A 24460-nucleotide genomic window follows, 5' to 3' on the forward strand; every position below is an offset into this window, starting at 1 on the left:
GGAGCCTTGTCCTCGCGCAGGGATGTCGTGCGGGGACATCCTGACGTCAGCCAGTTGACAGTTTCTGACGTTTGTCGGACCGGGCGGATGTCCTCGCGTCCTGGGCGAGCAGCAGGAGCGCGGCCAGCGTCAGCAGTCCACCGACGAGCGCGAGCACGCGCGCCCCCGACGTGGGCAGGAGGGCGCCGCCGAGCAGCGATCCGCCGGCGATGCCGACGTTGAAGGCGGTGCTGACGCCGGCCGACGCGATGTCGGTGCTGCCGGGAGCCAGGTGCAGCATCCGGTTCTGCACGGCGGACGCGAACGCCGCGTAGGCGAGGCCGAGCCCGGCGAGGAACGCGACCGCGCCGGGTCGGAGCACGCCGAGTCCGTACATGCCGAACAGCGCGGCCGTACCGATGCCCAGCGGCGTCAGCAGCGAGGCGATCGGCCGGGCGTCCAGGGTCCGGGCCGAGAGCAGGGTGCCGACGACGGCCGCGACACCGGCGGTGAACAGCAGCGGCGTCAGGGCCGCGTCGGTGAAGCCGCTGACGTCCAGCAGGAACGGTGCGATGTAGGTCTGCAGGGTCAGGAAGCCGCCGACGCCGAGGGCGGTGGCGGTCAGCAGCACGGCGAAGCGCCGCCCGTCCGGTGCGGTGCCCCGGGCCGCGCCGCCAGCGTCCGGCGGGTACGTGGGCACCAGGACGAGCACCGCGGTGGCGATCACCAGACCGATCCCCGCCAGCGCCGCGAACGACGCGCGCCAACCTGCCTGCTGACCGATCCAGGTGCCGAGGGGTACGCCGAGCACCGGCGCGAGCGTCACTCCGGCCCCGAACAGCGCCACCACCCGGCCCCGCACCGCGAGGGGGAAGGGCCCGATCACCGTCGCCGTGGCGATGGACCAGAACAGCGCCTGGGCCACAGCGGTCACGAGCCGGGCGCCGGCCAGCATGGCGTACGTGTGCGCGAGCGCGGCGGTGCCGTTCGCGGCGGCGAACAGGAACATCGTCACGCCGAGCAGGTGTCGACGGGGGATTCGCCGGGTCAGCCGGGCCAGCGGGACGGACGCCAGCACGACCACGACGGCGTACCCGCTGACCAGCAGACCCACCCGCGAGTGGGACCGGTCGAGGTCGACCGCGATGTGGGTCAGCAGGCCGACCGGCAGCAGCTCGGTCGTGACGAACGCGAACGCGGCCAGGGAGAGCGTGACGAGGACGGCCCTGGCCCTGGACGGCGACACCTGGGGCGTCACCGTCGGGGCCACCGTCCGGTGGGCGCTTGACGGTGGAGACCGCGCCGATATAATTCATCGAACCGGGATGTCATCAGATGAGGAAACTCCTCCGTTCGGCACGTACATACCCGTCGAGTCGAGCCGGCCCGCCGTTCGAGCAGCGTGGAGGCCTTGTGTCCACTATAGATTCGCCGCTGGCGGCTGTCCGGCACGATCTGCCCGCGCACGGCACGGGCTGGGTCGACGACGTCCTGCTGGCCGGGCCGGGCAACGAGACCTGCCTCGTCCTCGGCATGCCGATCACGCGGGCGCAACTGCGCGCCGAGGTGGCCTCCCGGCAGGCCCGGCTCACCGACGCCGGGCTGCGTCCGGGCGGCGCGATAGCGCTGCGACTGCCCTCCTCGCTGGCGTACGTGGCCAACCTGCTCGCCGCCTGGCGGATCGGGGCCCAGGTGACGCTGCTCGACCACCGGCTGTCGCGCGGCGAGGTCGAGCGGGCACTCGAACGGGTCGGCGCACAGTTCCTCGTCCAACCCGTCGACGCCGTGCTCCCGCCCCTGCGCGGCTTCGTGACCGTCGACGAGACGGTCATCGCACGCCCGGCCGGTCGGCCGGCGTCGACGCCGCACGCCCTCATCCAGCTGAGCTCCGGGTCCACCGGCCCGTCGAAGGTCATCGGCCGCACCGTCGACGACCTCGTCGCCGAGATCGAGCGCTACACGCTCACCGACGGCGTGCCCCGCCCCGGCGAGCGGCTCGTGCTGCTCGCGTCGATGGCGCACGTGCTCGGCCTGGTCGGCGGCCTGCTCTACGCCCTGCACGCCCGCGTCACGCTCACGCTGCCGGAGCGGATGACGGTGGGCGGCGTGCTGGGCGTCATCGCGGGGGACTCCACGCCGACCACGGTGATCGGCGTGCCCGTCCACCTCGAAATGCTGATGGCCGGCCGTCCCGCCGGGCCGTTGCCGCAGTTCGTACGGATGACCACGGCGGGCGAGCTGGTCCGGCCCGGCGTTCCCGAGCGCTTCGCGGAGTGCTACGACACCGTGTTGGGCAACATGTACGGGATGACCGAGGTCGGCGTCATCGCCACCGACCTGTTCGGCGCGCACCGGCCCGGGGTACGCCCGGCGCCCGGGATCGACGTACGGGTCGTCGACGGTGAGCTGCAGGTCCGTCGGCCGGTCACCCCGTACGTGGGGCTCGTCGACGAGAGTCGCTGGTCCGACGGCTGGCTACGCACCCGTGACGCCGCCACGCTCGACCCCGCCACGGGGCTGGTCACGATCCGCGGTCGCCTCGACTCGCAGGTGTCCATCGGGGGCCTCAAGGTCGACCTCACCGAAGTCGAACAGGCCATCCTCGACCTGCCCGGCGTCACCGAGGTGGTCGTGACGTTCGACGGCGGCGCCATCGAGGCGTACACGGCCGTCGACCAGCCGTTGACCGGCCGTGAGCTGGACGCCGCGTTGGAGGACGTCCTGGCCCCGTACAAGCGACCGCTGCGGTGGCAGATCCTGGAACGGCTGCCGCGTACGTCCAGCGGCAAGCTGGTCCGCGACGTCGCCGTGTTGCGTCGGGCGTCGGCCGAGCCGACGTCGTCATGATGCCCCGGGACGGGACGTGGGTGGCGCGGCGGCCGACCGGCCGTCATGACGCGGGCGCCTCCGGTGGGTCGACGAGCAGTCCGATGCCACCGGTGTCGCCCTGGTCCGGTCGGTCCTGTCCGGCGACGGCCAGCACCAGGCCCTCGGGGAGGAGGCCGCAGGCCACCTCGGCCCGGCTACCGGGCACGGGGCGCAACGGCAGCGACCCCGGCGGATCCGGCCAGACTGGCGGCAGCACCAGCGGCTGCCGCAGGCCGCCGCCGCGCAGGCCGGTGCCGCGCGCCTTGCCGATGGCCTCCTTCTGGGTCCACAGCCAGAGGAACGCGCTGGTGTGCAGCGCCTCCGGCTGGTCGGTCAGCCAGTCGGCGTCGGCCGGCGCCATCCAGCGTCGAGCCAACGCCGCGCCGGGCAGCGCGCGTTCGCGCTCGACGTCCACGCCGACCGGAGTCACCGCGGAGACAGCCACCGCCACCACGCCGCGCCCGTGGCTGATGCTCGCGTGCAGCCCGCGTGCCGCGCCGGTGAGCCTCGGCCGGCCGGTCTGGTCCCGTGCCACGCCAACGTTGGCGGCCGGCACGCCGAGCAGGTCGGCAGCGGTGCTGACCAGATGCTCCGACGCCCGGCCCCTGGGGTCGCCGGTGATCGTCGCAATCCGCACCACGACCCATTCCATGGGAGGAGTCAAGCAATGTCAGATGAGGTTCGCCAGTCCATCGTCGATGCGCTGGCCCAGATGAACTACGACGTCGACGACGTCACCGGCGACACGGTGCTCGGCCCCGCCGGGCTGGACCTGGAGTCGCTGGCCGTCGCCGAACTCGCGGTCCGCGTCGAGGACACCTTCGGCGTCAAGTTCACCGACGAGGAGTTGGAGAAGCTGGCCGACTACACGCTCGACCGGTTCGCCGCCGAGGTGGCCGGGCGCGCGGAGCCAGCGCGGAGCGCCCCCGTCGCACCGGCCACCTCGGCGGAGTGAGGGTGGGCGACAGCGATCGCCGCGACGAGATCCTGTCGATCCTCGCCGACGTGGGCTACCGGAGTGTCGACGCCTCGCGTGAGCGCATCGACTCGCTGGAGCTCGCCCGGCTGGTCTACGAGATAGAGCGGCGCTACGGCCTCGACCTCGACCTCGACGACGACGAGCTGGCGGCGATGTCCACGGTGACCGGTGCGGCGGAGATCCTCAGTCGTCTTACCCTGACGGCGGCGGAGTCGGAGTGACCCGCTCGACTGTCGTGGTCACCGGACTGGGCCTCCTGACGGCCCACGGCCGCGGCCCCGCGCCGCTGCTGGCGGCGGTGCTGGCCGGGAAGCCCGCGTTCGGCGAGGTCCGTCGCTTCGACCCGGGCCGTAGCCGGGTACGAGCGGCGGCCACCCTCGCCGACACCGAAGACCTGGCCGCCGAGGTGGTCGCCGTCGTGGCGGACGCCTGCGACGACGCCGGGTTGGCACACCGGCGCGGCGAGTGCGCGCTGTACTTCGCCACCGGCACGGGCACCAGCGTGGTCCGCGCCGGAGGATCGGGCAACGGGCCGGCCGTGTTGGCCGCCACCGTGGCCCGGCGAACCGGCCTCGGCGGCGTCGCGCGGGTCTACACGTCGGCGTGTGTGGCGGGCAGCACTGCGCTGGCCGAGGCCGCCTCGATGATCGCCCGGGGTCGGTGCGAGCGGGCCGTGGTCGCCGGGGGCTTCCTCGTCGACGCCGACCACCAGGCCCTCTTCGACGCCGGCCGGGCCCTGGCCGACGACGGCGCCGTCCGCCCGTTCAGCAACGGCCGGCGCGGCATGCTGCTGGGCGACGCGGTCGTCGCCGTGGTGCTGGAGTCGGCGGCCGCCGCCCAGGGACGGGGCGGTCGGGTGCGGTCCCGGCTGGCCGGCTGGGCCCGGGCCGGCGACGCCTACCACGTCTGCCAGCCCGATCCGGGTGGCGCCGGGATGGGCTCGGCCATCCGCGCCGGCCTGGCCCGGGCCGGCGTGACGCCGCAGGAGTTGGCGTACGTTAACGCCAACGGCACCGGCACGACACGTGCCGACGCGGCCGAGAGCAGCGCGTTGCGCGTCGGCCTCGGCACGGCGGTCGAGTCGGTGGCGGTGAGCTCGACCAAGTCCGTGCACGGGCATGCCCTGGAGGCGTCCGGCCTGCTGGAGTTCGCGGTCACCGCGCTGGCCCTCGACGCCGGCCGGTTGCCGGTCAATGCCGGCTTCATCGAGGCGGACCCGCAGTGCCCGGTACGGGTGGTGCGCGAGCCCGGCCCGATGGTCGGCCGGTACGCCCTGAGCTGCAACTTCGCGTTCGGTGGCGCCAACACCGCTCTGGTGCTGGGGGCGGTGTGACCGGCCTCGACACCGCTTCAGGCGCGGTCCGTGAGCTGGCCCGCGCGGCGTGGCCCGAGCCCGGCGACGCCGGCCGGCCACCCGCGGTCCGCGGGTTCGTCGCCTCGCCGTTCCCCCCGCTCGTCGTGGCCGTCGCCAGCCGCTGCCTGCGACGGCGCGCCGGCGCGGGTGCCCACGGGCCGACCGCCGTCGTCCTGGTCAGCGCGTACGCCGACCAGGCCACCGCGGCGGCCATCGCCGGGGAGGTGGACGGTGGCCGGCGGGTGTCGCCGATGTACTTCTTCCAATCCGTGCCGAACTCGGTCCTCGGCCACGTCGCCACCGAGTGGGCCCTGACCGGACCGGTCGTGTCGCTCAGCCCGAGCGGCGATCCGTTCGGCGAGGGCCGGGCGGTGGCGGAGGGCCTGTTCGCCGACGGGGACGCGGCGGAGGCGCTGGTGATCGTCGTCGAGCACGACACCGACCCGGCCCAGCCCACCGGCGCGACGGCCCTGCTGCTCACGCCGGACCACGAGATGACCAGGCCGCCGACCGGCGGCGGACAAGGCGGTTGACATGACCGGATCGACCCGACCCTCGGCCACCATCACCGGTATGGGGCTGGTGACGCCCGTCGGGCGGGGGGTAACGGACTTCTTCGCGGCGATCTGCAACGGGCGCTCCGGGCTGGTGCGCCCGCCCGAGGGGCACGGCGCGGCCGCCGCCACGGAGGTGGTCGGGATCGCCCCGGACATCGACCCCACCACCGTGTTGCCGCCCAACGAGGTGCTGGCCGCCGACCGGTTCCTGATCATGGGTCTGGCCGCCGCCGACGACGCGATGCGTGACGCCGGCCTGGAGGTCGGCCGCGACGTCGACCCACTGCGGGTCGCCGTGGTCGTCTCCAGTGGCGCGGGTGGCCTCACCACCTACGAGGCGCAGGCCAAGGCCCGCGTGGAGCGCGGCCGCACCGCCGTGAGCGCGTACCTCTATCCGGGTTTCCTCCCCAACATGGCCGCCGCGCGCATTGCCATCAGGTACGGCATCCAGGGCTACAGCTCGTGCATCGCGACCGCCTGCGCGGCCAGCGCGCACGCCGTGGCGGAGGCGCTGCGACTCATCCGGTCCGGCGACGCGGACGTGGTCGTGTGCGGTGGGGCGGAGTCACCGCTCGGGCCGACCGGCACCGCCGGTTTCGCCAACGCGCGGGCGCTCGCCACCGGCTGGTCCGACCCGACGCAGGCGAGCCGCCCGTTCGACCGGCGACGCAACGGCTTCGTGCTCGGCGAGGGCGCCGGGATCCTGGTCGTCGAGCGCGCCGAGCACGCGGACGCGCGCGGGGTTGCCGGCTACGCCGACATCATCGGGTGGGGCGCCACCACCGACGCCTTCCACCCCACGTCGCCGCGGGCGGACGGCGCCGGCGCCGCGCAGAGCATGCGCCGGGCGGTCGCCGACGCCGGCGTCGCGCCCACCGACGTCGACTACATCAACGCCCACGGCACGAGCACCAAACGGGGCGACCTGGCCGAGACCCGCGCCGTCCACAGCGCATTCGGTACGCACGCCCCGGCGGTCAGCTCCACCAAGGGCGTGACCGGGCACCTGCTGGGCAGCGCCGGAGCCGTCGAGGCGGCGGCGACGGCCCTGGCGGTCACCTACGGGATGCTGCCGCCGACCAACAACCTGGACGATCCGGACCCGGCCTGCGACCTCGACCACGTGCGGGGTCAGGCGCGTCCGGTCCGGCCCCGCGCGGTCCTGTCCAACTCCTTCGCGTTCGGCGGACACAACGTCAGCCTGATGTTCGGTCCGCCCTCCACGGCGCGGGTCCGGGAGGCGGACCCGGCGGCGGCGGTCACCACCACGGATCAACGATGAGAGGAGCGCGATGACAACGACGGAATTCACGCTGACCGACGAGGAGCGGGCCGCGCTGCCCACCGACGAGGACGTCCGGTCGTACGCCGAGCGGGGCTGGTACCTCAGCCAGAAGCTGCTCACCGACGACGAGGTGGACACGCTCGTCGAGGCCACCGAGCGGTTCTACGCGGGTCACCGCGACCGGCGGTTGCCCCGGCGGCCGGCGAAGCTGGCCTACTGGGAGCCGGAACACGGCGACGTGCAGCGACACAACGACTACGTGCACTACGAGAGCGACGAGGTCGCCGCGATCCTGCGCAAGCCGATCATCGGCGCGGTCGCGGCGCGGCTGGCGGAGGCGGCCGAGATCCGGGTGTTCCAGAGCACCTTGATCCTCAAGCCGCCGAGCCCCGGCGAGCCGACCAACATCGTGCCCTGGCACTTCGACCGTCACTACTGGCAGACCTGCACCTCCGAGCGGATGCTGACCGCCTTCATCCCGATGCACGAGTGCACCGAGGAGATGGGCACGATCACGATGGTCGACGGCAGCCACACCTGGAAGGAGGTCGGGGGCGACGACAAGACCACGCGGCACTTCGCCGAGCGCGACCGTTCCGAGCTGGAGGATCTGCTCGTCAACAACGCCGAGTACAACGGCGCGCAGGTCAACAAGATCCCGATGCACATCCCCAAGGGCCACATGAGCTTCCACCACTGCCGTACGTACCACGGCAGTGGGGCCAACCGGAGTCCGCGCGCCCGGCGCGCCATCTCTCTGCACCTGCAGGACGGCGACAACCGCTACCGGCGGTTCCACCGCTCCGACGGCGACCTCGTCGTCTACAACCACGATTCCCTGGTACGCCGTGACGAGGCGGGTCTGCCCGACTACAGCGACCCGCAGTTCTGCCCGGTTCTCTGGCGCTCCTCGAACCCGCAGAGCGAGACGGCATGACCGTTGGCACGCCCCGGCCCGTGGCAGTCGCACGGGACCGGGGCGACAGCCGGCGCGATCCGCTGCTGTGGCCGGAGGAGTGCCTCTTCGCGGTGGCCCTCACCCTCGTCGCCGCGCTCGCCCTCGTCACCGGCGCGGTCTCCTGGGCGATGATCGCCGCGTCGACCGTGCTGGTCGGCGCGCTGATCGCCGGGTTCGCGCTGTCCCGGCGCCGCCGCGCCGCCGCGTCGGGGCCGGCGGTGCTCGACGCGCGGGTGGGCGGCCCGGCGAGGGTGGCCAGGTTCGTCGGCGGGGTCGCCCGGACGGCGGTGCCGTTCCTGTCCTGCCTGGTGATCTACTCAAGTCTGCGCGACATCACCCCGGAGCTGGACTTTCCGCTCGTCGATCCCGCGTTGATCGAGTTCGACCGCGCGGTCTTCGGCGGCGACGTCAGCCGTTGGCTCAACGACACCCTCGGCTCACCCGCGTTGACGCTGTTCATGGCGATCTGCTACCTGAGCTACGGCCTCTCCCAGGGGGCGTACGCCATCTTTTCGTACGTGCGGGGCCATGTGCGCGAGTACCACGACTTCGCGCTCGCGATCTCCATCACCGCGGTGGTCGGCTACTCCGGCTACGTGCTGGTGCCGGGGGTGGGTCCGCACATCTACCAGACCGACGTCTACGCCGACCCGCTCCCCGGCCACGAGGGATCGATCGGCGGCGCGCTGGACGCCATCACCGCCGTCCAGGGACCGGCGCGGGATCTCTTTCCCAGCCTGCACACCGCCATGACGGTGGTGCTGATGGTGTATCTGTGGCGCGACGCCCGTCGCCTGTTCTGGTGGTACCTGCCGATCGGCCTGGGGCTGCTGCTGTCCACGTTGTACCTGCGCAAGCACTACGCCGTCGACCTGCTGGCCGGGACAGTTCTCGCGGTGCTGGCCGTAGTGGTGGCCGGGCGGGTCAACCGCTGGTGGTACCGGCCCCGGATCGACCCACCCGCCGAAGCAGCTCGGTCATCCGCGCCGTAACGGCGTCGACGACCTGCGGGTGATCGAGGATGAAGTGCCCGCCGTCCACGACGGTCAGGTCGAAGCGTTCCGCCGTCTCCTGCTGCCAGGCCAGCGCGCCCGCCGCGTCGGCCATCCGATCGTGGCGGCCCACCAGGGCGGCGATCGGACACCCCAACGCCGTCCGGGGTGGGCGGGCGTAGGTCTCCGCCAGCCGCAGGTCGGTCCGCAGCACCGGCAGGGCGAGCCGTATCAGCGCCGGTTCGGCGAGGACCTCGGCCGGGGTGCCGCCGAGACGTCCCAGCGACTCGATCAGCCGGTCGTCGTCCAACGCGTGCAGAGGGCGGTGGGCGAGACCGGCGGCGGGCCCGTTGCGTCCCGCGACGATCACCAGCTCGGGGCCCGGGCCGGTGTGCGCCAGCGTCGCCGCCACCTCGTACGCCAGCAGCGCGCCGAAGCTCTGCCCGGCCAGGGCGTACGGACCCGACAGGCGGTCGCGCACCGCGTCGCACGCGGCGGTCACCAGCCGGGGCCAGTCGTCGATCGCCGGTTCCTGTCGGCGGGTGCCGTGGCCGGGCAGCTCCACCGGCTCGACGACCACTCCGGCCGGCAGCCACCGCCTCCACCTGGTGAAATGCGACGCTGAGCCACCGGCGGCCGGGAAGCCGAACACCGTCAACGACGGTGGACCTGAACGCCCGTTATCCCGTGCTTCTTCGGCAACCAGGACGTGATCTATCAGCATTGACATCTCGCTTCTCGTCCGATGTACTTCAACGTACAGGGAAATCATCAGGCGGGGAATGGCCGCTACAGTTCACCGAACGGATGCGCGTGGGGGGTGCCGTGGGGATGCGCCGCGACCGTCGCTCAGCCGCCAGGGCAGGTGCCACCGACATCGCGGTGGTAGGCGTCGGTTGCCGGTTCCCCGGCGGAGTGGACGACCTCGACTCGCTGTGGCGCGTCCTGGACGAGGGGCGTGACGTCACCGGCCCCGTCCCGGCCGGGCGACCCGGCGCCGCCTCGCTCGACACGGTCGGCACCGGCGGGTTCCTGCCCGACATCGACCTGTTCGACGCCGAGTTCTTCGGCGTCTCACCCCACGAGGCGCGCGAGATGGACCCGCAGCAGCGGCTCCTGCTGACGCTCGCCTGGCGTGCCATGGAGCACAGCGGTGTGCCGCTGTCAGCCTGGGCGGGCAGCAACACCGGGGTCTACTTCGGCATCCTGGCGATGGACTACGCCGTCCTGCACGCCCGCACCCTCGGCGTCGACCACGTGGGGGCGCACTACGCCAGCGGCAAGGAATTCAGCTTCGGGTCAGGCCGGGTCGCGTACACGTTCGGTCTGAACGGGCCGTGCATGACCCTGACCGCCGCCTGCGCGTCGTCGCTGCTGGCGGTGCACCTCGCCGCGCGTGCCCTGGCGGCGGGCGACTGCGACACCGCGCTGGCCGGTGGGGTCAACCTGATGGTCGGTCCGGAGCTGACCCTCTACATGCGACGTATCCAGGCGCTGTCACCGCAAGGGCTCTGCCGCCCGTTCGACGCGGACGCCGACGGCGTGGTGCGCGGCGAGGGCGGCGCGGTCGTCGTCCTCAAGAGGTACGCGGACGCCGTCGCCGACGGCGACCAGATCTGGGGCGTGATCAAGGGAAGCGCGACGAACCACGACGGCCGCAGCGCCGGCCTGACCGCGCCCAACGCCCTGGCCCAGGAGCAGTTGCTGCGCAACGCGCTCCGCGACGCCGACGTGTCGCCCGCCGACATCGAGTACGTCGAGGCGCACAGCACCGGCACGCCGCTGGGTGACCCGATCGAGCTCAGCGCGTTGGCAGCGGTCTTCGGTCCCGAACGTGCGCCGGAGCGCCCGCTGCTCGTCGGCTCGCACAAGGCCAACTTCGGCCACCTCGACTCCGCCGCCGGCATCCTCGGCCTGCTCAAGGGCCTGCTGGTCGCGCGTAGCGGGGTGGTGCCGCCGCAGATCAAGCTGGCGCAGCCGACGCCACGGTTCGGCTGGTCCGGTTCCGGGTTGGCGGTCCCCACCACCCGCACGGTGTTGCCCAACGCACCCCATCGCCTCACCGGCGTCAGCGCGTTCGGTCTGTCCGGCAGCAACGTGCACGTCGTGCTCGCCGCGCCCCCAAAGGAGCGCGCCGCGCAGCCGCCGGCGCCCGTGTCGTGGCCGGTGCTGGTGCTGTCCGGCCCCTCCGGGTCGGCGCTGGCCGACCAGGTCACCCGGCACGCGGCACTGCTCGACGACCCCGCGACGGCGGAGCCCGACCAGCTCGGCGACCTGTTGTTCAGCACCGGTGCCCGGCGTAGCCACCACACGCACCGGCTCGCTCTGACCGGCGCGAGCGCCGCCGACCTGCGCGGCGCGTTGGCCGGTCACCAGGCCGGCGAGAGGTCCGCCAACGCGGTCAGCGGCGAACTGCTGCACGACGGTCCGGCGTACGTGGTGCAGGTGTTCTCCGGCCAGGGCTCGCAGTACCCCGGCATGGGTCTCGACCTCTACCGCGCCGACCCGACGATGCGCGCCACGCTCGACGAATGCGACGCGTTGACCCGGCGGATCGCCGGGTGGTCGCTGCTGGAGGAGCTGGGTCGCCGCACCGGCAGCCGGTTGTCCGAGACCCGGTTCGCCCAACCGGCGATCTTCGCGATCCAGATCGGGCTCTCCCGGCTCTGGGCCCGGTGGGGTGTTCCGCCGGACTCGGTCGTCGGCCACAGCATGGGGGAGGTCGCCGCGGCCTGCGCGGCCGGCGCGCTGCCGCTGGAAGACGCGCTGCGGGTCATCGTGCTGCGGGGAGAGCTGTTGCAGCCGGCGTCCGGCAGCGGACGGATGGCCGCCATCGCGCTCTCCGCCGACGAGGTCACCGCCACCATCGGCCGGTACGCCGAGGTGGTGATCGCCGCGGTCAACGGGCCTCGCTCGGTCGTGGTCGCCGGCCCGACGGTCGCCGTGGACCGGCTGCTGGCCGACCTGACCGCCGCCGGGGTGCGGTGCGTGCCGCTGGCCGGCGACTACGCGTTCCACAGTCCGGCGGTCGCGGCGTACGGCGACGAGTTGGAGCGCCGGCTCGACGGCCTGACACCGGCCGAGCCGCGTGTGCCGATGCTGTCCAGCGTCGACCCGAGCGGCGTCGTACCGGAGTTCGGGCCGGCCTACTGGGGCCGCAACGTGCGCGAGCCCGTGCTGTTCTGGCCGGCGATCGACCGGCTGCTGTCCCGGCGGCCGGCGGTCTTCGTGGAGCTGGGTCCGCATCCGGTCCTGACCGGGCCGCTGGCGGCGTCACTCGTGGCCCGCTCCCGTCGTGGCGCGGCGATCGGCAGCCTGGCGCGGGGCCGACCGCCGGTGGAGACCCTGACCCGAGCCCTCGCCGAGGCGTACACCGCCGGTGTCGCGGTGGACTGGGCAGCGGTGTACGGCGAGGGTCGGCGGTACCGGCCGCTGCCGCCGGTCCGGCTCTCCGAGGAGCGGTACTGGCTGCCGACCCCCGAGTCCGTCGCCCTGCCCGCACCGCAGGCGGTGGGGACGGATCCCGTCGGCTCCGCGCACGGCGTCGCCGGCGTGGCGCTGGGCGAGCTGCGGGCCGAGGTGCGCCTCATCGCGCCGGACGGCACCGTCGTGCAGACGTTGGCCGGTGTCGGTGTGCCGACGACCGCCGCGCCCAACGGTGCCGGTGGCCGGGGTGGCGAGGGTGTCGGCGAGCGACGCGGCACCGGTGCGGCCGCCAACGGCGCCGGTGTCGGCGGTACGACCGTCAACGGTGTCGCCGGCGGGGGCGGTGTCGGCGGCGCGACGGCCAACGGCGCGACTGCCAACGGCGCGACTGCCGGCGGTACGGATGCCGCGGGCGCGGGTGTCGGCGGTGGCGGGAGCGGCATCGGCGGCCGTGACGGCACCAACGGGGCCGGCGCCCGCGCTCGCACCCCGGTGGAGCGGGAGCGGATCGCCGCCCTGGTCAACGATGCCGTCGCCGAGGCCCTCGGCTACGAGCCCGGCCGCCGTCTGGCGCGCGGGCGCGGCTTCTTTGAGCTGGGCATGGACTCGCTAGCCCTGGTCGCGCTCGTCAGCCGGCTCGAACGCGAGCTGGGCGCTGTCCTCGGGGCTGCCGTCGGCATCGAGCACCCGACCATCGACGCTCTCACCGACCACCTTGTCGCCGAGGCACTCCCGGCCGGGCCGCCGCCTCCCGCCGAGTCAACAGAGCCGGCGCGCCCGGTTGAGCCGCCCCGCCAGGCTGCGTCACCGCCGATCGCCGCGGCGGCGGCTGTTCCGGTCGCGTCGGTCGTACGCGGGCCGGCCGAGCCGGTGGCCATCGTGGGCATCGGTTGCCGGCTGCCGCGGGCCGACGGTCCCGAGCAGTTCTGGCGGCTGCTGTCCGACGGGGTCGACGCCACCGGCGACGTGCCGGCGGACCGGTGGGACGCCGAGGCGCTGCTCGGCGCCGGTCCCGGCGCCCCCGGCACCGTGGTCACCCGCCGTGGTGGTTTCCTGGACCGGGTCGACCTGTTCGACAACGCGTTCTTCCGGATCTCGGCCCGGGAGGCCCGGGCCATGGACCCGCAGCAGCGCCTCTTCCTGGAGGTGGCCTGGGAAGCGCTCGAGGACGCCGGGGTCACGCGGGAGCACCGGCGATCCGCCCGGGTCGGCGTTTTCGTCGGCATGAACACCACCGACTACCAGCAACTGCTCACCCGGCGGGCCCGGGACGTCGACCTCTACTACGGCACGGGCAACTCCTTCAGCGGCACGGCCGGCCGGTTGTCGTACTTCCTGGACGTTCGCGGCCCCAGTCTGGCGATCGACACGGCCTGCTCGTCGTCGCTGGTCGCGGTGCACCTGGCCGTGCAGAGCCTGCGCGCCGGGGAGGCCGACGTCGCGCTCGCCGGCGGGGTGAACGTGATGGTGAGGCCCACCGTGCACCTGGCGATGTCGGCCGCGGGCGCGCTGTCGCCCGACGGTCGCTGCAAGACCTTCGACGCCAGCGCCGATGGCTACGGGCGCGGTGAGGGTGCCGGGGTGGTGGTGCTCAAGACACTCGCGCAGGCCGAGCGCGACGGCGACCGGGTCTACGCCGTGATCCGTGGCAGCGCGGTCAACCACAACGGCGCGAGCGGCGGCCTGACCGTGCCCGGCGGCGAGGCGCAGGAGGAGCTGATCCGCACGGCGCTCGCCGCCGGTGGTGTCGCCGCGTCGGACGTGGACTACCTGGAGGCGCACGGCACCGGCACGGTACTCGGGGACGCCGTGGAGCTGCGGGCGATCGCGCGTGCGCTCGGCGGCGGGCGGCAGCCGGACCGGCCGCTGCTGGTCGGGTCCGTCAAGACCAACATCGGCCACCTGGAGGCGGCCGCTGGTATCGCCGGGCTGATCAAGACCGCGCTGGCGCTGCGACACGGCGAGCTGCCCGCGCACCTGCACGTCACCCGTCCCACCTCCCAGGTGGACTGGGCGCGGCTGCCGGTCCGGATCACCACGTCCACGACGGCGTGGCCGGCCACCGGCGGGCGACCCCGGGTCGCCGGGGTGAGCGCGTTCGGATTCACCGGGACCAACGCCCACGTGGTGCTCAGCGGGCCGGCCACCCCGGCGTCGCCGAACGGGCACCGGACACCGGGCGTCGCCGCGTCCGCCAGGGCCGGCGCGATCATTTCCGGCCGGGCTCACCTCCTGGTTCTGTCGGCCGCCGGGGACGGCGCCCTGGCCGCCGCCCGGGAGAGCTTCGCGGACGTGCTGTCCGCGCAGGGCGGCGCGGACATCGCCGACATCTGCCACGCAGCGGCGACCCGGCGCGCTCACCTGGAGCACCGGCTGGCGGTGGTCGGTCGCGGGATCGCCGACCTCGCCGCCGGGCTGTCCGGTGGCGACGGCGCGCACCAGGGCGCGGTGTCCGACGAGTCCGAGCGCCTGGTCCTCGTGTACGGGGACCGCGCGCCGGTCGACTGGCGTGCCCTCGATCGCGACGAGCCCGCCTTCCGGGCCACGTTGGACGCGCTCGACGACAGCGGCGCGCTACGTACGGCGCTGACCGCCGGCGACGCGGATCGGGGCGAGCCGGCCGCCGTGCTGGCCGTACAACTCGCGCTCACCGCCGTCTGGGAGGCATACGGGGTACGGCCCGACGCGGTCGTCGGACGTGGCGTCGGTGAGTTGGCAGCGGCGTGCGCGGCGGGTGCGCTCGACCGGGCGCGGGCGATCGGCGCGGCGCTCGACGGCACGACCGTCACCGTGGCGGCACCCACCGACACCTCCTCGACGCCCGTGCTGTGGCTGGCCTCGGCGGGCGGTCCGGTGTCCGGTCCGCACCCGGTGCCCGCCCGGTCACCGGCGTCGGGCTGGGACGCGCTGGCCGCGTCGCTCGCGGCGGCGGGGGAGCGGGTGTGGCTCGCGGTCGACGGCGGGTCGGACGCCGCGGCTGTCGCCGCGGGTGGGGAGGCGAGCCTCCTGGCGGTCGGTGCGGACCTGGGCCGTCCGGAGGGATTCCTCGACGTCATCGCCCAGCTCCACGTGGTCGGTGTCGGCATCCACTGGGAGAGGCTGTTCGGCCGCCGCCCGTACCGGGCGGTGCTGCCGCGCTACCCGTGGCAGCGACGCCGGCACTGGGCGGATACGTCGGACCCGGCGACCGGTTCGGCGGCCGTCGCCCAGCGGTCGGGCTCCGTGACCACGACGCCGGCTGTCCCGACCACTCCGGCGCTCACCGGCACCACCCTGCCCGACGATGTCCGGGACCGCTGCGCCGCGCGTACGTTCACCGTCCGGTGGCGTCGCGTCCTGCCCCCCGCCCCGGAGGCGGCGGCCGGGCGGTGGCTCGTCGTCCCGCTCACGGGCGCGTCCGTCGAGGCGGGTCAGCGGGTGGTCGACGGTCTGCGGCTCGCCGGCGTCGAGGTGACCTGGCGGCCACCGTCCGCCGGCGCGGGCCCCGACGACGACCGGGGCGGTAGGCCGACCGCCGGCGTGGGGGAGGGCGACCTGCCGCCGTGGGCCGATGTTCCGCCGGACCACGGGATCGTGCTGGTCGCGGCGGCCGCACCCGGCAGTGTGCCGGTCGAGGTCCTGGTAGCGGGTGTCGTGCGGGCAGCCCGTCAGCTTCGCGCCGGACTCGACGTGCCGTCCGGGCGGTTGCGCGTCGTCACCGCCGGGGCGTACCAGCCGACCGGTGCCGGCGAGGCGGACCCGGCGCAGGCGGCGGTGTGGGCGGCCGGGCGGGTGCTCGCCATGGAGGCCGCGCCCGGGTGGGGCGGTCTGGTCGACGTCGACCCGCGCCTGCTCGGCACCGCGCCACGTCAGGCAGGCGGCGAGCCGGGCCAGGCGGGCGGCGAGCCGGGCCAGCAGGACGTCGGCTGGACTCCCGGCGACGCTGCCGGACTCGCCGGTGCGCTGACGGCCCCGCGTGGGTCCGCTACCGACCCGGCCGAGGACGAGCTGCTCCTGCGCGAAGGAGCCTGGTACGCCGGACGGTTGTCCACGGCGGACCCGCTGTCGACCGCGCTGCCCGAGTTCGACTGTGATCCGGACGCCTGGTACCTGGTGACCGACGCGCTGCACCCGGCCAGCCGACCGTTCGTGGACGTGCTCGTACGCCGTGGCCTGCGTCGGCTGATCGTCGGGGAAGCCACCCCGCCCGACGATGCGCCGTCCCACGCCACCCCGCCCGACGTCACGCCGTCCGACGGTGCGTCCCCGGGGCACGTACGGCTCGCCGAGCTGACAGCGGCCGGCGTGGAGGTGCGACGGATCGACCTCACGAGGGCGGACCGTGGGGCGGACGAACGATCGGCGGCAGACCGCGCGGCGGATCTCGCGGCCGACCTGACGCCGGACGCGTTGGGCGCCCCGCTCGGTGGCGTGCTGCTGGTCGGGAAGCCCGCGCCGGCCGCCCCGCTCGACACCCTCGACGAGGGCGCGGTGTCGTCGGCCGTGCGCTGGGCTGAGGTCGTACACCGGCTGGACCTGGCGACCCGGGACCTCGCGCCGCCGCTGTTCTGCGTGACCGGCGCGGCGGCCGCGGTCTGGGGGGCCACCGGGATGGCCGCGCGGGCCGCCGCCGAGGGCGCGGTCGACGCGGTGACCACGGCGCGAGAGCAGGCCGGTCTACCCGTCCAGGTGGTGCGGTTCATGCCCGTCGACGACCCGGCCGAGCTGTCCCGCCGGGACCGGATGGTGATGGTCGACAGCGGCCTGCGGCCGCTGGCCGGCGCGGAGCTGGGCGAGGCCTTCGAGGTGGCGCTCCGGGCGGGCCTGACCCAGGTCACGGTGGCGGACGTGGACGCGCCCCGGTACGCGCGGGTGTGCCGGGAGCGGGCCGACCGCGCGTTCCTGGCCGAGGTGGGCGTCGAATCCGTGGCGGGCGACGGCCGATCGCAGGAGGACGGCAGGTCGGTCGCACCGCTGGCTGCCGTCGTGCTGGCGCTGCCGGCCGAGCAGCGGGCCGAGCGTCTGTTGGAGGCGGTGCTCGACGCGGTGGCCGAGGTGTTGGGCGAGGCGTCCGGGGTGGACGTGCTGGCCCATCAGGGCTTCTTCGACCTCGGCATGGACTCGGTGATGTCGCTGAGCCTGCGCGGCTGGTTGGAACGCGGGCTGGGGGTGGACCTGCCGGCGACGCTCACGTTCGAGTTTCCCAACGCGGCGGCGCTCACCGACCACCTGCTGACGCTGCTCGATCCGGCCGCCGCTGTGGACCGGTCGAGCGCGCCGGCCACCACGCCGGCCACCACGGCGACCGGCGGGCCCGACGACGCCGACGACGACCTGGCGGCGATGTCCGAGGACGAGCTGATCGCGCGGCTGTCGGCCGCGCTCGCGGAGGGGGGCTGAGATGTCGACGACCGCTTCCCGTACACCGGACAGCCGCCGGCTCATGGCCGACGCGCTGCGCACCATCGAGGACCTGCGCCGCCGCCTTGCCGACAGTCGGGACGGTTGGTTGGACGAACCGATCGCCATCGTCGGGATGGCCTGCCGGTTCCCCGGCGGCGCGCACTCGCCGGAGGAGTTCTGGACGCTGCTGCGCAACGGGGTGGACACGACCTCGGAGTTCCCGGCGGAGCGCGCCGACGCCGGCGCGTACCACGACCCGGACCCGGAGGCGCCGGGCAAGGCGTACACGATCCGGGGCGCCTTCCTCGACCAGGTCGACCGGTTCGAGCCGGAGGCGTTCGGGATCTCCCCGCGCGAGGCGCTGGGCATGGACCCGCAGCACCGCATCGCGCTGGAGATCTGCTGGGAAGGGCTGGAGCGCGCCGGCTACGCGCCCGACCGGCTCGACGGCTCGCGCACCGGCGTCTACTTCGGACTGAGCACGACCGACTACGTACGCGCCCGGCAGAGCGTCGGCGACATCGACGACGTCGACTTCTACCAGCTCACCGGCGAGCCCAGCTTCCTGGCCGGCCGCATCTCGTACCTGCTCGGACTGCGGGGGCCGAGCAAGGTCGTCGACACCTCCTGCTCGTCGTCGCTGGTCGCGCTGCACGAGGCGTGCCAGGCGCTGCGGCTGCGGGAGTGCGACCTGGCGTTGGCCGGCGGGGTGAACCTGCTGCTGTCCCCGTACGGCTTCGTGATGATGAGCAAGTTCCGCGGGCTCTCCGCCGACGGGCGGTGCAAGACCTTCGACGCGTCGGCGGACGGCTACGCCCGCGGGGAGGGCGCCGGTGTCGTGGTGCTCAAGCGGCTGTCCGCCGCGCTGGCCGACAACGACCCGATCGTCGCGGTCGTCCGTGGCTCGGCGGTCAACCACGACGGTCGCTCCAGCGGCCTCACCGTGCCGAATCCGCTCGCGCAGCAGGACGTGGTCGGCGCGGCCATGAGCCAGGCCGGCGTCGGGCCGGACGGCGTGGACTACGTCGAGGCGCACGGGACGGGCACCTCGCTGGGCGATCCCATCGAGCTGCGTTCGCTGGAAGCCGTCATCGGTCGGCACCGCCGACCCGACGACCCGCTGCTGGTGGGCTCGGTGAAGACGAACATCGGGCACCTGGAGCCGGCCGCCGGCATGGCCGGCCTGTTCAAGGTCGTGCTCGCCATGTCGAACGGCGAGATCCCACCGCACCTGCACCTGAACGAGCCCAACCCGAACCTGGACTGGTCCGCCTTGCACGTGCGGGTGCCCGTGACCTGTACGCCGTGGCCGGATCGGGGCCACCCGCGCACCGGCGGAGTGAGCAGCTTCGGGGCGAGCGGGACGAACGCGCACGTCGTGCTGGCGGCGCCGCCGGCCGGTGCCGCTCGGGCTGGTGCCCAACCGCCGTACGGGTTGTTCCTGGCCTCCGCGCGTACCGAGGAGGCGCTGCGTGAGCTGGCCGACCGACACGCCCGGTGGCTACGCGGTCCGCACGCGGTGTCCCTCGGCGACGCCTGCTACACGACGCACGTCGGCCGCGCGGTCCAGACGCACGGCCTCGCGGTCACCGCCGCCGACACCGACGAGCTGGCGGACGTCCTGTCGGCGTACGCGCAGGGCCGCCACCCGCGGGGGCTGACGGTCGCCGCGCTGCCCCGCCGCCGCGATCGCAAGGTCGCCTGGCTGTTCACCGGCCAGGGCGCCCAGTACCCGGGCATGGCCCGCGGGCTGCTGGGGACCGCCGCCTTCCGGGCCGCGTTCGAGGAGGCCGCGGCGCTCTTCGACAGCGAGCTGCCCCGCCGGTTGGCGGACGTGCTGTGGGCCGACGGTCCGACGCCGCTCGACGACACCCGGTACACGCAGCCGGCGCTGTTCGCGGTCGAGTACGCCCTGGCCCAGATGTGGCTCTCCTGGGGCCTGCGACCGTCCGCGGTGGCCGGCCACAGCGTCGGCGAGCTGGTCGCCGCCTGCGTCGCCGGTGTGCTGGACCTGCCCGCCGCCGCGACGCTGGTGGCCGCGCGGGCGCGGTTGATGGCGGAGCTGCCGGCGGGCGGCGCGATGGCCGCCGCGGGCTGCGCGGAGGAGGTCGCCGTCGCGGCGATCGACGGGTACGCGGGCACGGTCGCGGTCGCCGCGGTCAACGGGCCGGGCGACGTCACGATCTCGGGTCACGCCGCGCATCTGGCCACCGTCCTGGAGCGGCTGGCGACCGACGGCGTCCGCACCCGGCGGCTGGCCGTGTCGCACGCGTTCCACTCGCCGCTGATCCGACCCATGCTGGAGCCGTTCCGGTCGGTGCTGGCCGGGCTGTCGTTCCGCCCGCCGCGCATTCCGTTGGCGTCCAACGTCACCGGTCGGCTGTTCGGCGACGACGACCTGGGCCCGGACTACTGGCTGCGGCACGCGGCCGGCGCGGTCCGCTTCCGCGACGGGGTGCGCGCGTTGCACGACGCGGGCATGCGCACCTTCGTGGAGCTCGGGCCCGCGCCCGTGCTGACGGCCCTCGCGGCCCGCTCGCTCGCCGGCGAGCCGGATTGCGCGTTCGTGCCCACCCTGCGGCGGGGCGGTGAGGACCTGCGTGAGGTGCTCGGCGCGGTCGGCAGCGTGAGCCTGCGGGGCGCACGTCCGGACTGGCGGGCCTTCCACGCGGGCGAGGACGTGCGCGCGGTACCGCTGCCGACGACACCGTGGCGCGGCGCGCACTACTGGTTCCGCGAGGTCGGGCCGGTCGCCGCGCCGGTCGCGGCCGCCGCCGAGGAGACCGGGGCCGCCGTCGTGGCCGGCGACATCCCGGGCGTCGGCCGCCGCCTGCCCGGACCCGTGCCGGCGTACGAGGTGACGCCCGAGGCGCTGGCCGGTGAGTCGCCGGGTCTCGGCGCGGTGTTGGACGTGGCGGTCCGGGCCGCCACGGACTGCCTCGGTGGCGGGTGGCGGTGCGCCGAGGATCTGAGCGTCCACACGTCGGTCCCGACCGGCGAGCGGGGTCACCTGCGGCTCACGGTCACGGCGCGGGACGACGGCTCGGCCGACTGGGAGCTGGTCGGGGCCACCGCGGCCCGGGAGGCGCTGGCCGCGCCGTGGATCCGCCACGCCAGCGGGGTGCTGCGGCGCCGGTGGCCGGCCGGCCGCCCGTACCCCGACGGGGACAACGACGTCGAGACCGCGCCGGAGGTCCCGGTGCCGGACGGCGCGGGCTGGCCCGAGGTGCTCGACGCCGCGCGGGTCGCGGTCACGGTGGCGGGCGGGGCGGAGTCGGAGAACGGGTCGACGCTGGCCGGCTGCGGCGCGCTCGGTGGCACGGCCGCGACGTCGAGTGACGTCCTGCCCCCGGGCGGCGTACGGGCGGTGCGGGTCCGCGTCGGGTCCGTGCGGGCGGTCGGCGACGTGCTGACCGGGGCCGTCGACCTGCTCGACGCCGGGGGCGTCCCGATCGGGTACGCGCAGGACGTGACAGTCGCGTCGGTGCCCGCGCCGGCCCGTTGGGAGGTCCCGGCCGACCTGCTCTACGAGCAGACCTGGGTGCCCCTGCCCGGGCCGTCCCCGCAGCCGCCGGCCGACCTGGCCGGACAGAGCTACCTGCTGGTGGCCGACCCGACGGGTCCGGATGCCGCGTTGGTGACCGGGCTGGCCGCGCTGCTGCGGGAGCGCGACGCCGCCGTGACGGTGGCGGCGCCGCCGGTGGTGGGCCAGGGGTCGGACTGCCGTCCGGACCCGGACGCCGTCCGGGAGTTGGTCGCCACCTGGTCCGCCGGCCCGGGTCGTCCCCGGCTCGCGGTGGTCCTGACCGGGCTCGACGCGCCGGGGTCCAAGGACTGCGACGCCGCGAGCCTTCAGGAGTACGCCGGGCGCGCGGACCTGACGACCCTCGCCCTCCTGCGCGCGATGCTCGACGACCCGGCGTGCGCCGACGCCCGGCTCAGCCTCGTCACCCGCGCCGCTCTGCGGGTGAGCACGGCGACCGCCGTCCCGGACGCGGCCGCCCCGGTCGCCGGCACGTTGTGGGGCCTGGGCCGGGTGCTGGCGCTGGAGCACCCGGACCGGTGGGGAGGGGCGATCGACCTGGACCCGCGGCGCCGACCCGGCGAGGACCTGATGCTGCTGGCCGCGCTGACCACGGGTGGGTTGGTCCCCGGCGACCCGTCCGGCGTCGGCCCGGCCGACGCACAGGACGGCTACGACGACCAGCAGGCGCTGCGCGCGGACCGTCGGTACGCGCTGCGCCTGACCCCCGCGCCCCCACTGCCAGCCGAGGCGCTGCGCCGTCGGCCGCCGGTCCACGGCGAGGCCACGTACCTGATCACTGGGGCGTTCGGCGGGATCGGCCTGACCGTCGCGGAATGGCTGGCCCGCGCCGGCGCCGGCCGCCTGGTGCTGCTCGCCCGCACCGCGTTGCCCGAGCGGGACGGTTGGGCCGACGCGACCGGGGAGGCCGCGCGGCGGATCGACGCGGTGCGGCGGCTGGAGCGGCTGGGGACCACCGTCGACGTGGTCGCCGCCGACGTGGTCGACGAGGCGGCGATGACCGCCGTGTTCGCCGCGCTGGAGAACGGCGCCCAGCCGCTGCGCGGTGTCGTCCACGCGGCCGGCGTGTCGGAGCCCGAGTTCGCCCGTACGGCCACCGACGCCGCGTACCGGCGGGTGTGGCGACCGAAGGTGATCGGCGGCTGGCTGCTGCACCAGCTCACGCGCGGCGCGAAGCTGGATTTCTTCATCGGCTTCTCGTCGATCGCCGCGACCTGGGGCTCGCAGCACCTGGCCAGCTACGCGGCCGGCAACGCGTTCCTCGACGCGCTGGCGGGGCACCGCGAGGCCGCCGGCCTGCCGGCCCTGTCCGTCGCGTGGGGCCCGTGGGACCTGCCGTCCGCTCTCTTCGGCGACGAGGTGATGGCGTTCCTGAAGGCCACCGGCTTGCGGCCGTTGCCGGCCGAGCAGAGCATCCGGATCCTGACGGCGCTCGCGGCCGGCGACGCCACGCAGCGGGTGGTGTGCGCGGTGGACTGGTCGGTGTTCAAGCCGGTCATGCAGGCCCGCACGGAGCGGCCGATGCTGCGCGGCATCACCGCCGACGAACCGGCCGCGGACGATGTCGCGGAGGCGCCGCTGCTGGCCGGCCTGCGCGCCGAGGGCGACCCGCGCCGGGTGCGGGCGACGCTCGGCGCGTACGCGGTCGAGTTGGCGACGGACGTCCTGGGCGCCGGTTCGGGGGCGCTCGACGAGGAGAGCGACGTGCTGGCCAGCGGCATGGACTCGCTCATGGTCATGGACGCCGTGCGGCGTTGCCGGCGGGATCTCGGCCTCACCGTGCGCGCCGGTGATCTGCTCACCCTCGCCACCCCGGCACAGTGGGCCGACCTGTTCGCCGGGCTGCTGGCCGACCGGTCCGGCGACGGGTCCGCTGACGACGCCGTGCCGCCCGCCGGTGACCAGGGCGGCGGAGACCTGGCGGGTGACCCGGCCAGTGACCCGGCGTGGATCGCCGGCGAGGTGACCCTCGCGCCGGACATCCGGGTGGTCGGTGATCCGCCGGCCCGGGTGCGCGATCCCCGGCACGTTCTGCTGACCGGCGCGACCGGCTTCGTGGGCGGCTACCTGCTGCACACCCTGCTCGAATCGACCACGGCCCGGGTGTGGTGCCTGGTGCGGTGCGCCGACGAGGGGGCCGGCCTGCGGCGGCTGCTGGACAACATGGAGCGCTACCTCCCCCTGCCGGCCACCGCCGTCGATCGGATCACGGTGCTGCCCGGTGACCTGGCCCGACCCGGGTTGGGCCTGTCCGCCGAGCGGTTCGACGAACTCGCCGACCTGCTGGACGGCATCTACCACTGCGGCGCCCGGGTGCATTTCGGCTACAACTACCAGCAGCTCCGACCGGACAACATCACGGGCACCGAGGAGGTGCTGCGGTTGGCCGCGCGTGGGCGGCCGACCGCGGTCCACCACGTCTCGACGTACGGCATCTGGGGCCTACCGGCCCCCGGCCGCGACGTCGTCAGCGAGGACGACGACATCGCCTCGGCCGGTCGACTGGTGACCGGATACGTGCAGACCAAGTGGGCCGCGGAGCGGCTGGTCGAGCTGGCCCGCGCGCGCGGCGTGCCGGCCGACATCTACCGGCCGGGTCGGGTGCTGGGCGACTCCCGCACCGGCGCGAGCCTGACCACCCACTTCACCACCCGGGTCATGAAGGGCTGCGTGCAGCTCGGGTTGGCGCCGGACATCGACATCAAGGTGGAGATGACGCCCGTCGACTACGTGGCGAGCGCGCTGGTGCACATCTCCCGGTACGGCCCGGCCCTGGGTGGCACGTACCACCTGGTGAGCCCGTACAAGGCACTCTTCGCGGACGTGGTGCGCGCGCTGCGTCGGCACGGCTTCGCGGTCGAGGTCGTACCCGTCGAGGAGTGGTGGCAGGCGCTCAAGGCGACCTACGCCGTGGGCGCGAACGAACTGCACCCGGTCATGCCGGTGGTCCAGGAGTTCGTGGTCGGCGGCGAGGAGGCCGTCCACTACGGCGTCGACAACACCGAGCAACAACTGCGGGGCACCGACGTCCGGTGCCCGCCGTTGGACGACGACCTACTCGACATCTACCTGCGCTGGATGGTGCGGACCGGCTACCTGCCCGCTCCCACAGCGGCTGATGAAGGAGCTTGAACGA

The 24460-nt window shown here is 74.5% G+C and carries 13 protein-coding genes; 10 read left to right on the plus strand and 3 right to left on the minus strand.

What is annotated here, in order from left to right; translation table 11 throughout:
• Positions 1–46: 46 nt before the first annotated feature.
• On the minus strand, positions 47–1237 hold the full coding sequence (locus AB0I89_RS13605) for an MFS transporter (RefSeq protein ID WP_357125182.1): 1191 nt from the start codon (positions 1235–1237) through the stop codon (positions 47–49).
• A 164-nt stretch (positions 1238–1401) separates the two neighbouring features.
• Here AB0I89_RS13605 and AB0I89_RS13610 point away from each other — a divergent pair, with 164 nt between their 5' ends.
• Entirely contained in the window at positions 1402–2826 is a 1425-nt protein-coding gene (locus AB0I89_RS13610) for a class I adenylate-forming enzyme family protein (RefSeq protein WP_357125706.1), read from the plus strand.
• Between the two features lie 43 nt (positions 2827–2869).
• Here the strand turns inward: AB0I89_RS13610 and AB0I89_RS13615 are convergent, their stop codons facing one another.
• Positions 2870–3499, minus strand: coding sequence for a 4'-phosphopantetheinyl transferase superfamily protein (locus AB0I89_RS13615; protein WP_357125185.1), 630 nt, complete (start codon positions 3497–3499; stop codon positions 2870–2872).
• Positions 3500–3514: 15 nt separating this feature from the next.
• Here AB0I89_RS13615 and AB0I89_RS13620 point away from each other — a divergent pair, with 15 nt between their 5' ends.
• Genes AB0I89_RS13620 through AB0I89_RS13650 form a run of 7 tightly spaced genes read left to right on the plus strand, consistent with a single transcriptional unit; the run spans position 3515 to position 8972 of the window.
• Positions 3515–3802: an acyl carrier protein gene (locus AB0I89_RS13620; RefSeq protein WP_357125188.1), complete on the plus strand. Its 288-nt coding sequence runs from the start codon at positions 3515–3517 to the stop codon at positions 3800–3802.
• Positions 3803–3804: 2 nt separating this feature from the next.
• Complete coding sequence (locus AB0I89_RS13625; RefSeq protein WP_357125192.1) at positions 3805–4047, plus strand: hypothetical protein; 243 nt, start codon at positions 3805–3807, stop codon at positions 4045–4047.
• The gene (locus tag AB0I89_RS13630; protein WP_357125195.1) at positions 4044–5159 is read left to right on the plus strand and encodes a beta-ketoacyl synthase N-terminal-like domain-containing protein; all 1116 of its coding nucleotides are present in this window, start codon (positions 4044–4046) and stop codon (positions 5157–5159) included. Before AB0I89_RS13625 ends, AB0I89_RS13630 begins: the two co-directional genes overlap by 4 nt.
• Positions 5156–5713: a beta-ketoacyl synthase chain length factor gene (locus tag AB0I89_RS13635; RefSeq protein WP_357125198.1), complete on the plus strand. Its 558-nt coding sequence runs from the start codon at positions 5156–5158 to the stop codon at positions 5711–5713. The genes AB0I89_RS13630 and AB0I89_RS13635 overlap by 4 nt, the downstream gene beginning before the upstream one ends.
• 1 nt (position 5714) lies before the next feature.
• On the plus strand, positions 5715–7019 hold the full coding sequence (locus AB0I89_RS13640) for a beta-ketoacyl-[acyl-carrier-protein] synthase family protein (RefSeq protein ID WP_357125201.1): 1305 nt from the start codon (positions 5715–5717) through the stop codon (positions 7017–7019).
• A 10-nt stretch (positions 7020–7029) separates the two neighbouring features.
• On the plus strand, positions 7030–7959 hold the full coding sequence (locus AB0I89_RS13645; RefSeq protein WP_357125204.1) for a phytanoyl-CoA dioxygenase family protein: 930 nt from the start codon (positions 7030–7032) through the stop codon (positions 7957–7959).
• A 20-nt stretch (positions 7960–7979) separates the two neighbouring features.
• A complete protein-coding gene (locus AB0I89_RS13650; RefSeq protein ID WP_357125207.1) occupies positions 7980–8972 on the plus strand; it encodes a phosphatase PAP2 family protein in 993 nt (330 codons plus the stop codon).
• On the opposite strand, the gene AB0I89_RS13655 is transcribed toward AB0I89_RS13650, so the two are convergent.
• The gene (locus AB0I89_RS13655; RefSeq protein WP_357125212.1) at positions 8905–9624 is read right to left on the minus strand and encodes an alpha/beta fold hydrolase; all 720 of its coding nucleotides are present in this window, start codon (positions 9622–9624) and stop codon (positions 8905–8907) included. The genes AB0I89_RS13650 and AB0I89_RS13655 overlap by 68 nt on opposite strands.
• Before the next feature lie 179 nt (positions 9625–9803).
• Between AB0I89_RS13655 and AB0I89_RS13660 the strand changes: the two genes are divergently transcribed.
• Together AB0I89_RS13660 and AB0I89_RS13665 are read left to right on the plus strand one after the other, a co-directional pair.
• A complete protein-coding gene (locus AB0I89_RS13660) occupies positions 9804–17777 on the plus strand; it encodes a beta-ketoacyl synthase N-terminal-like domain-containing protein (RefSeq protein WP_357125215.1) in 7974 nt (2657 codons plus the stop codon).
• A gap of 1 nt (position 17778) precedes the next feature.
• A complete protein-coding gene (locus tag AB0I89_RS13665; protein WP_357125218.1) occupies positions 17779–24456 on the plus strand; it encodes a thioester reductase domain-containing protein in 6678 nt (2225 codons plus the stop codon).
• The last annotated feature ends 4 nt before the right edge of the window (positions 24457–24460 follow it).

Origin of the sequence: Micromonospora sp. NPDC049801, assembly GCF_040656575.1 — a bacterium.
Lineage (GTDB): Bacteria > Actinomycetota > Actinomycetes > Mycobacteriales > Micromonosporaceae > Micromonospora.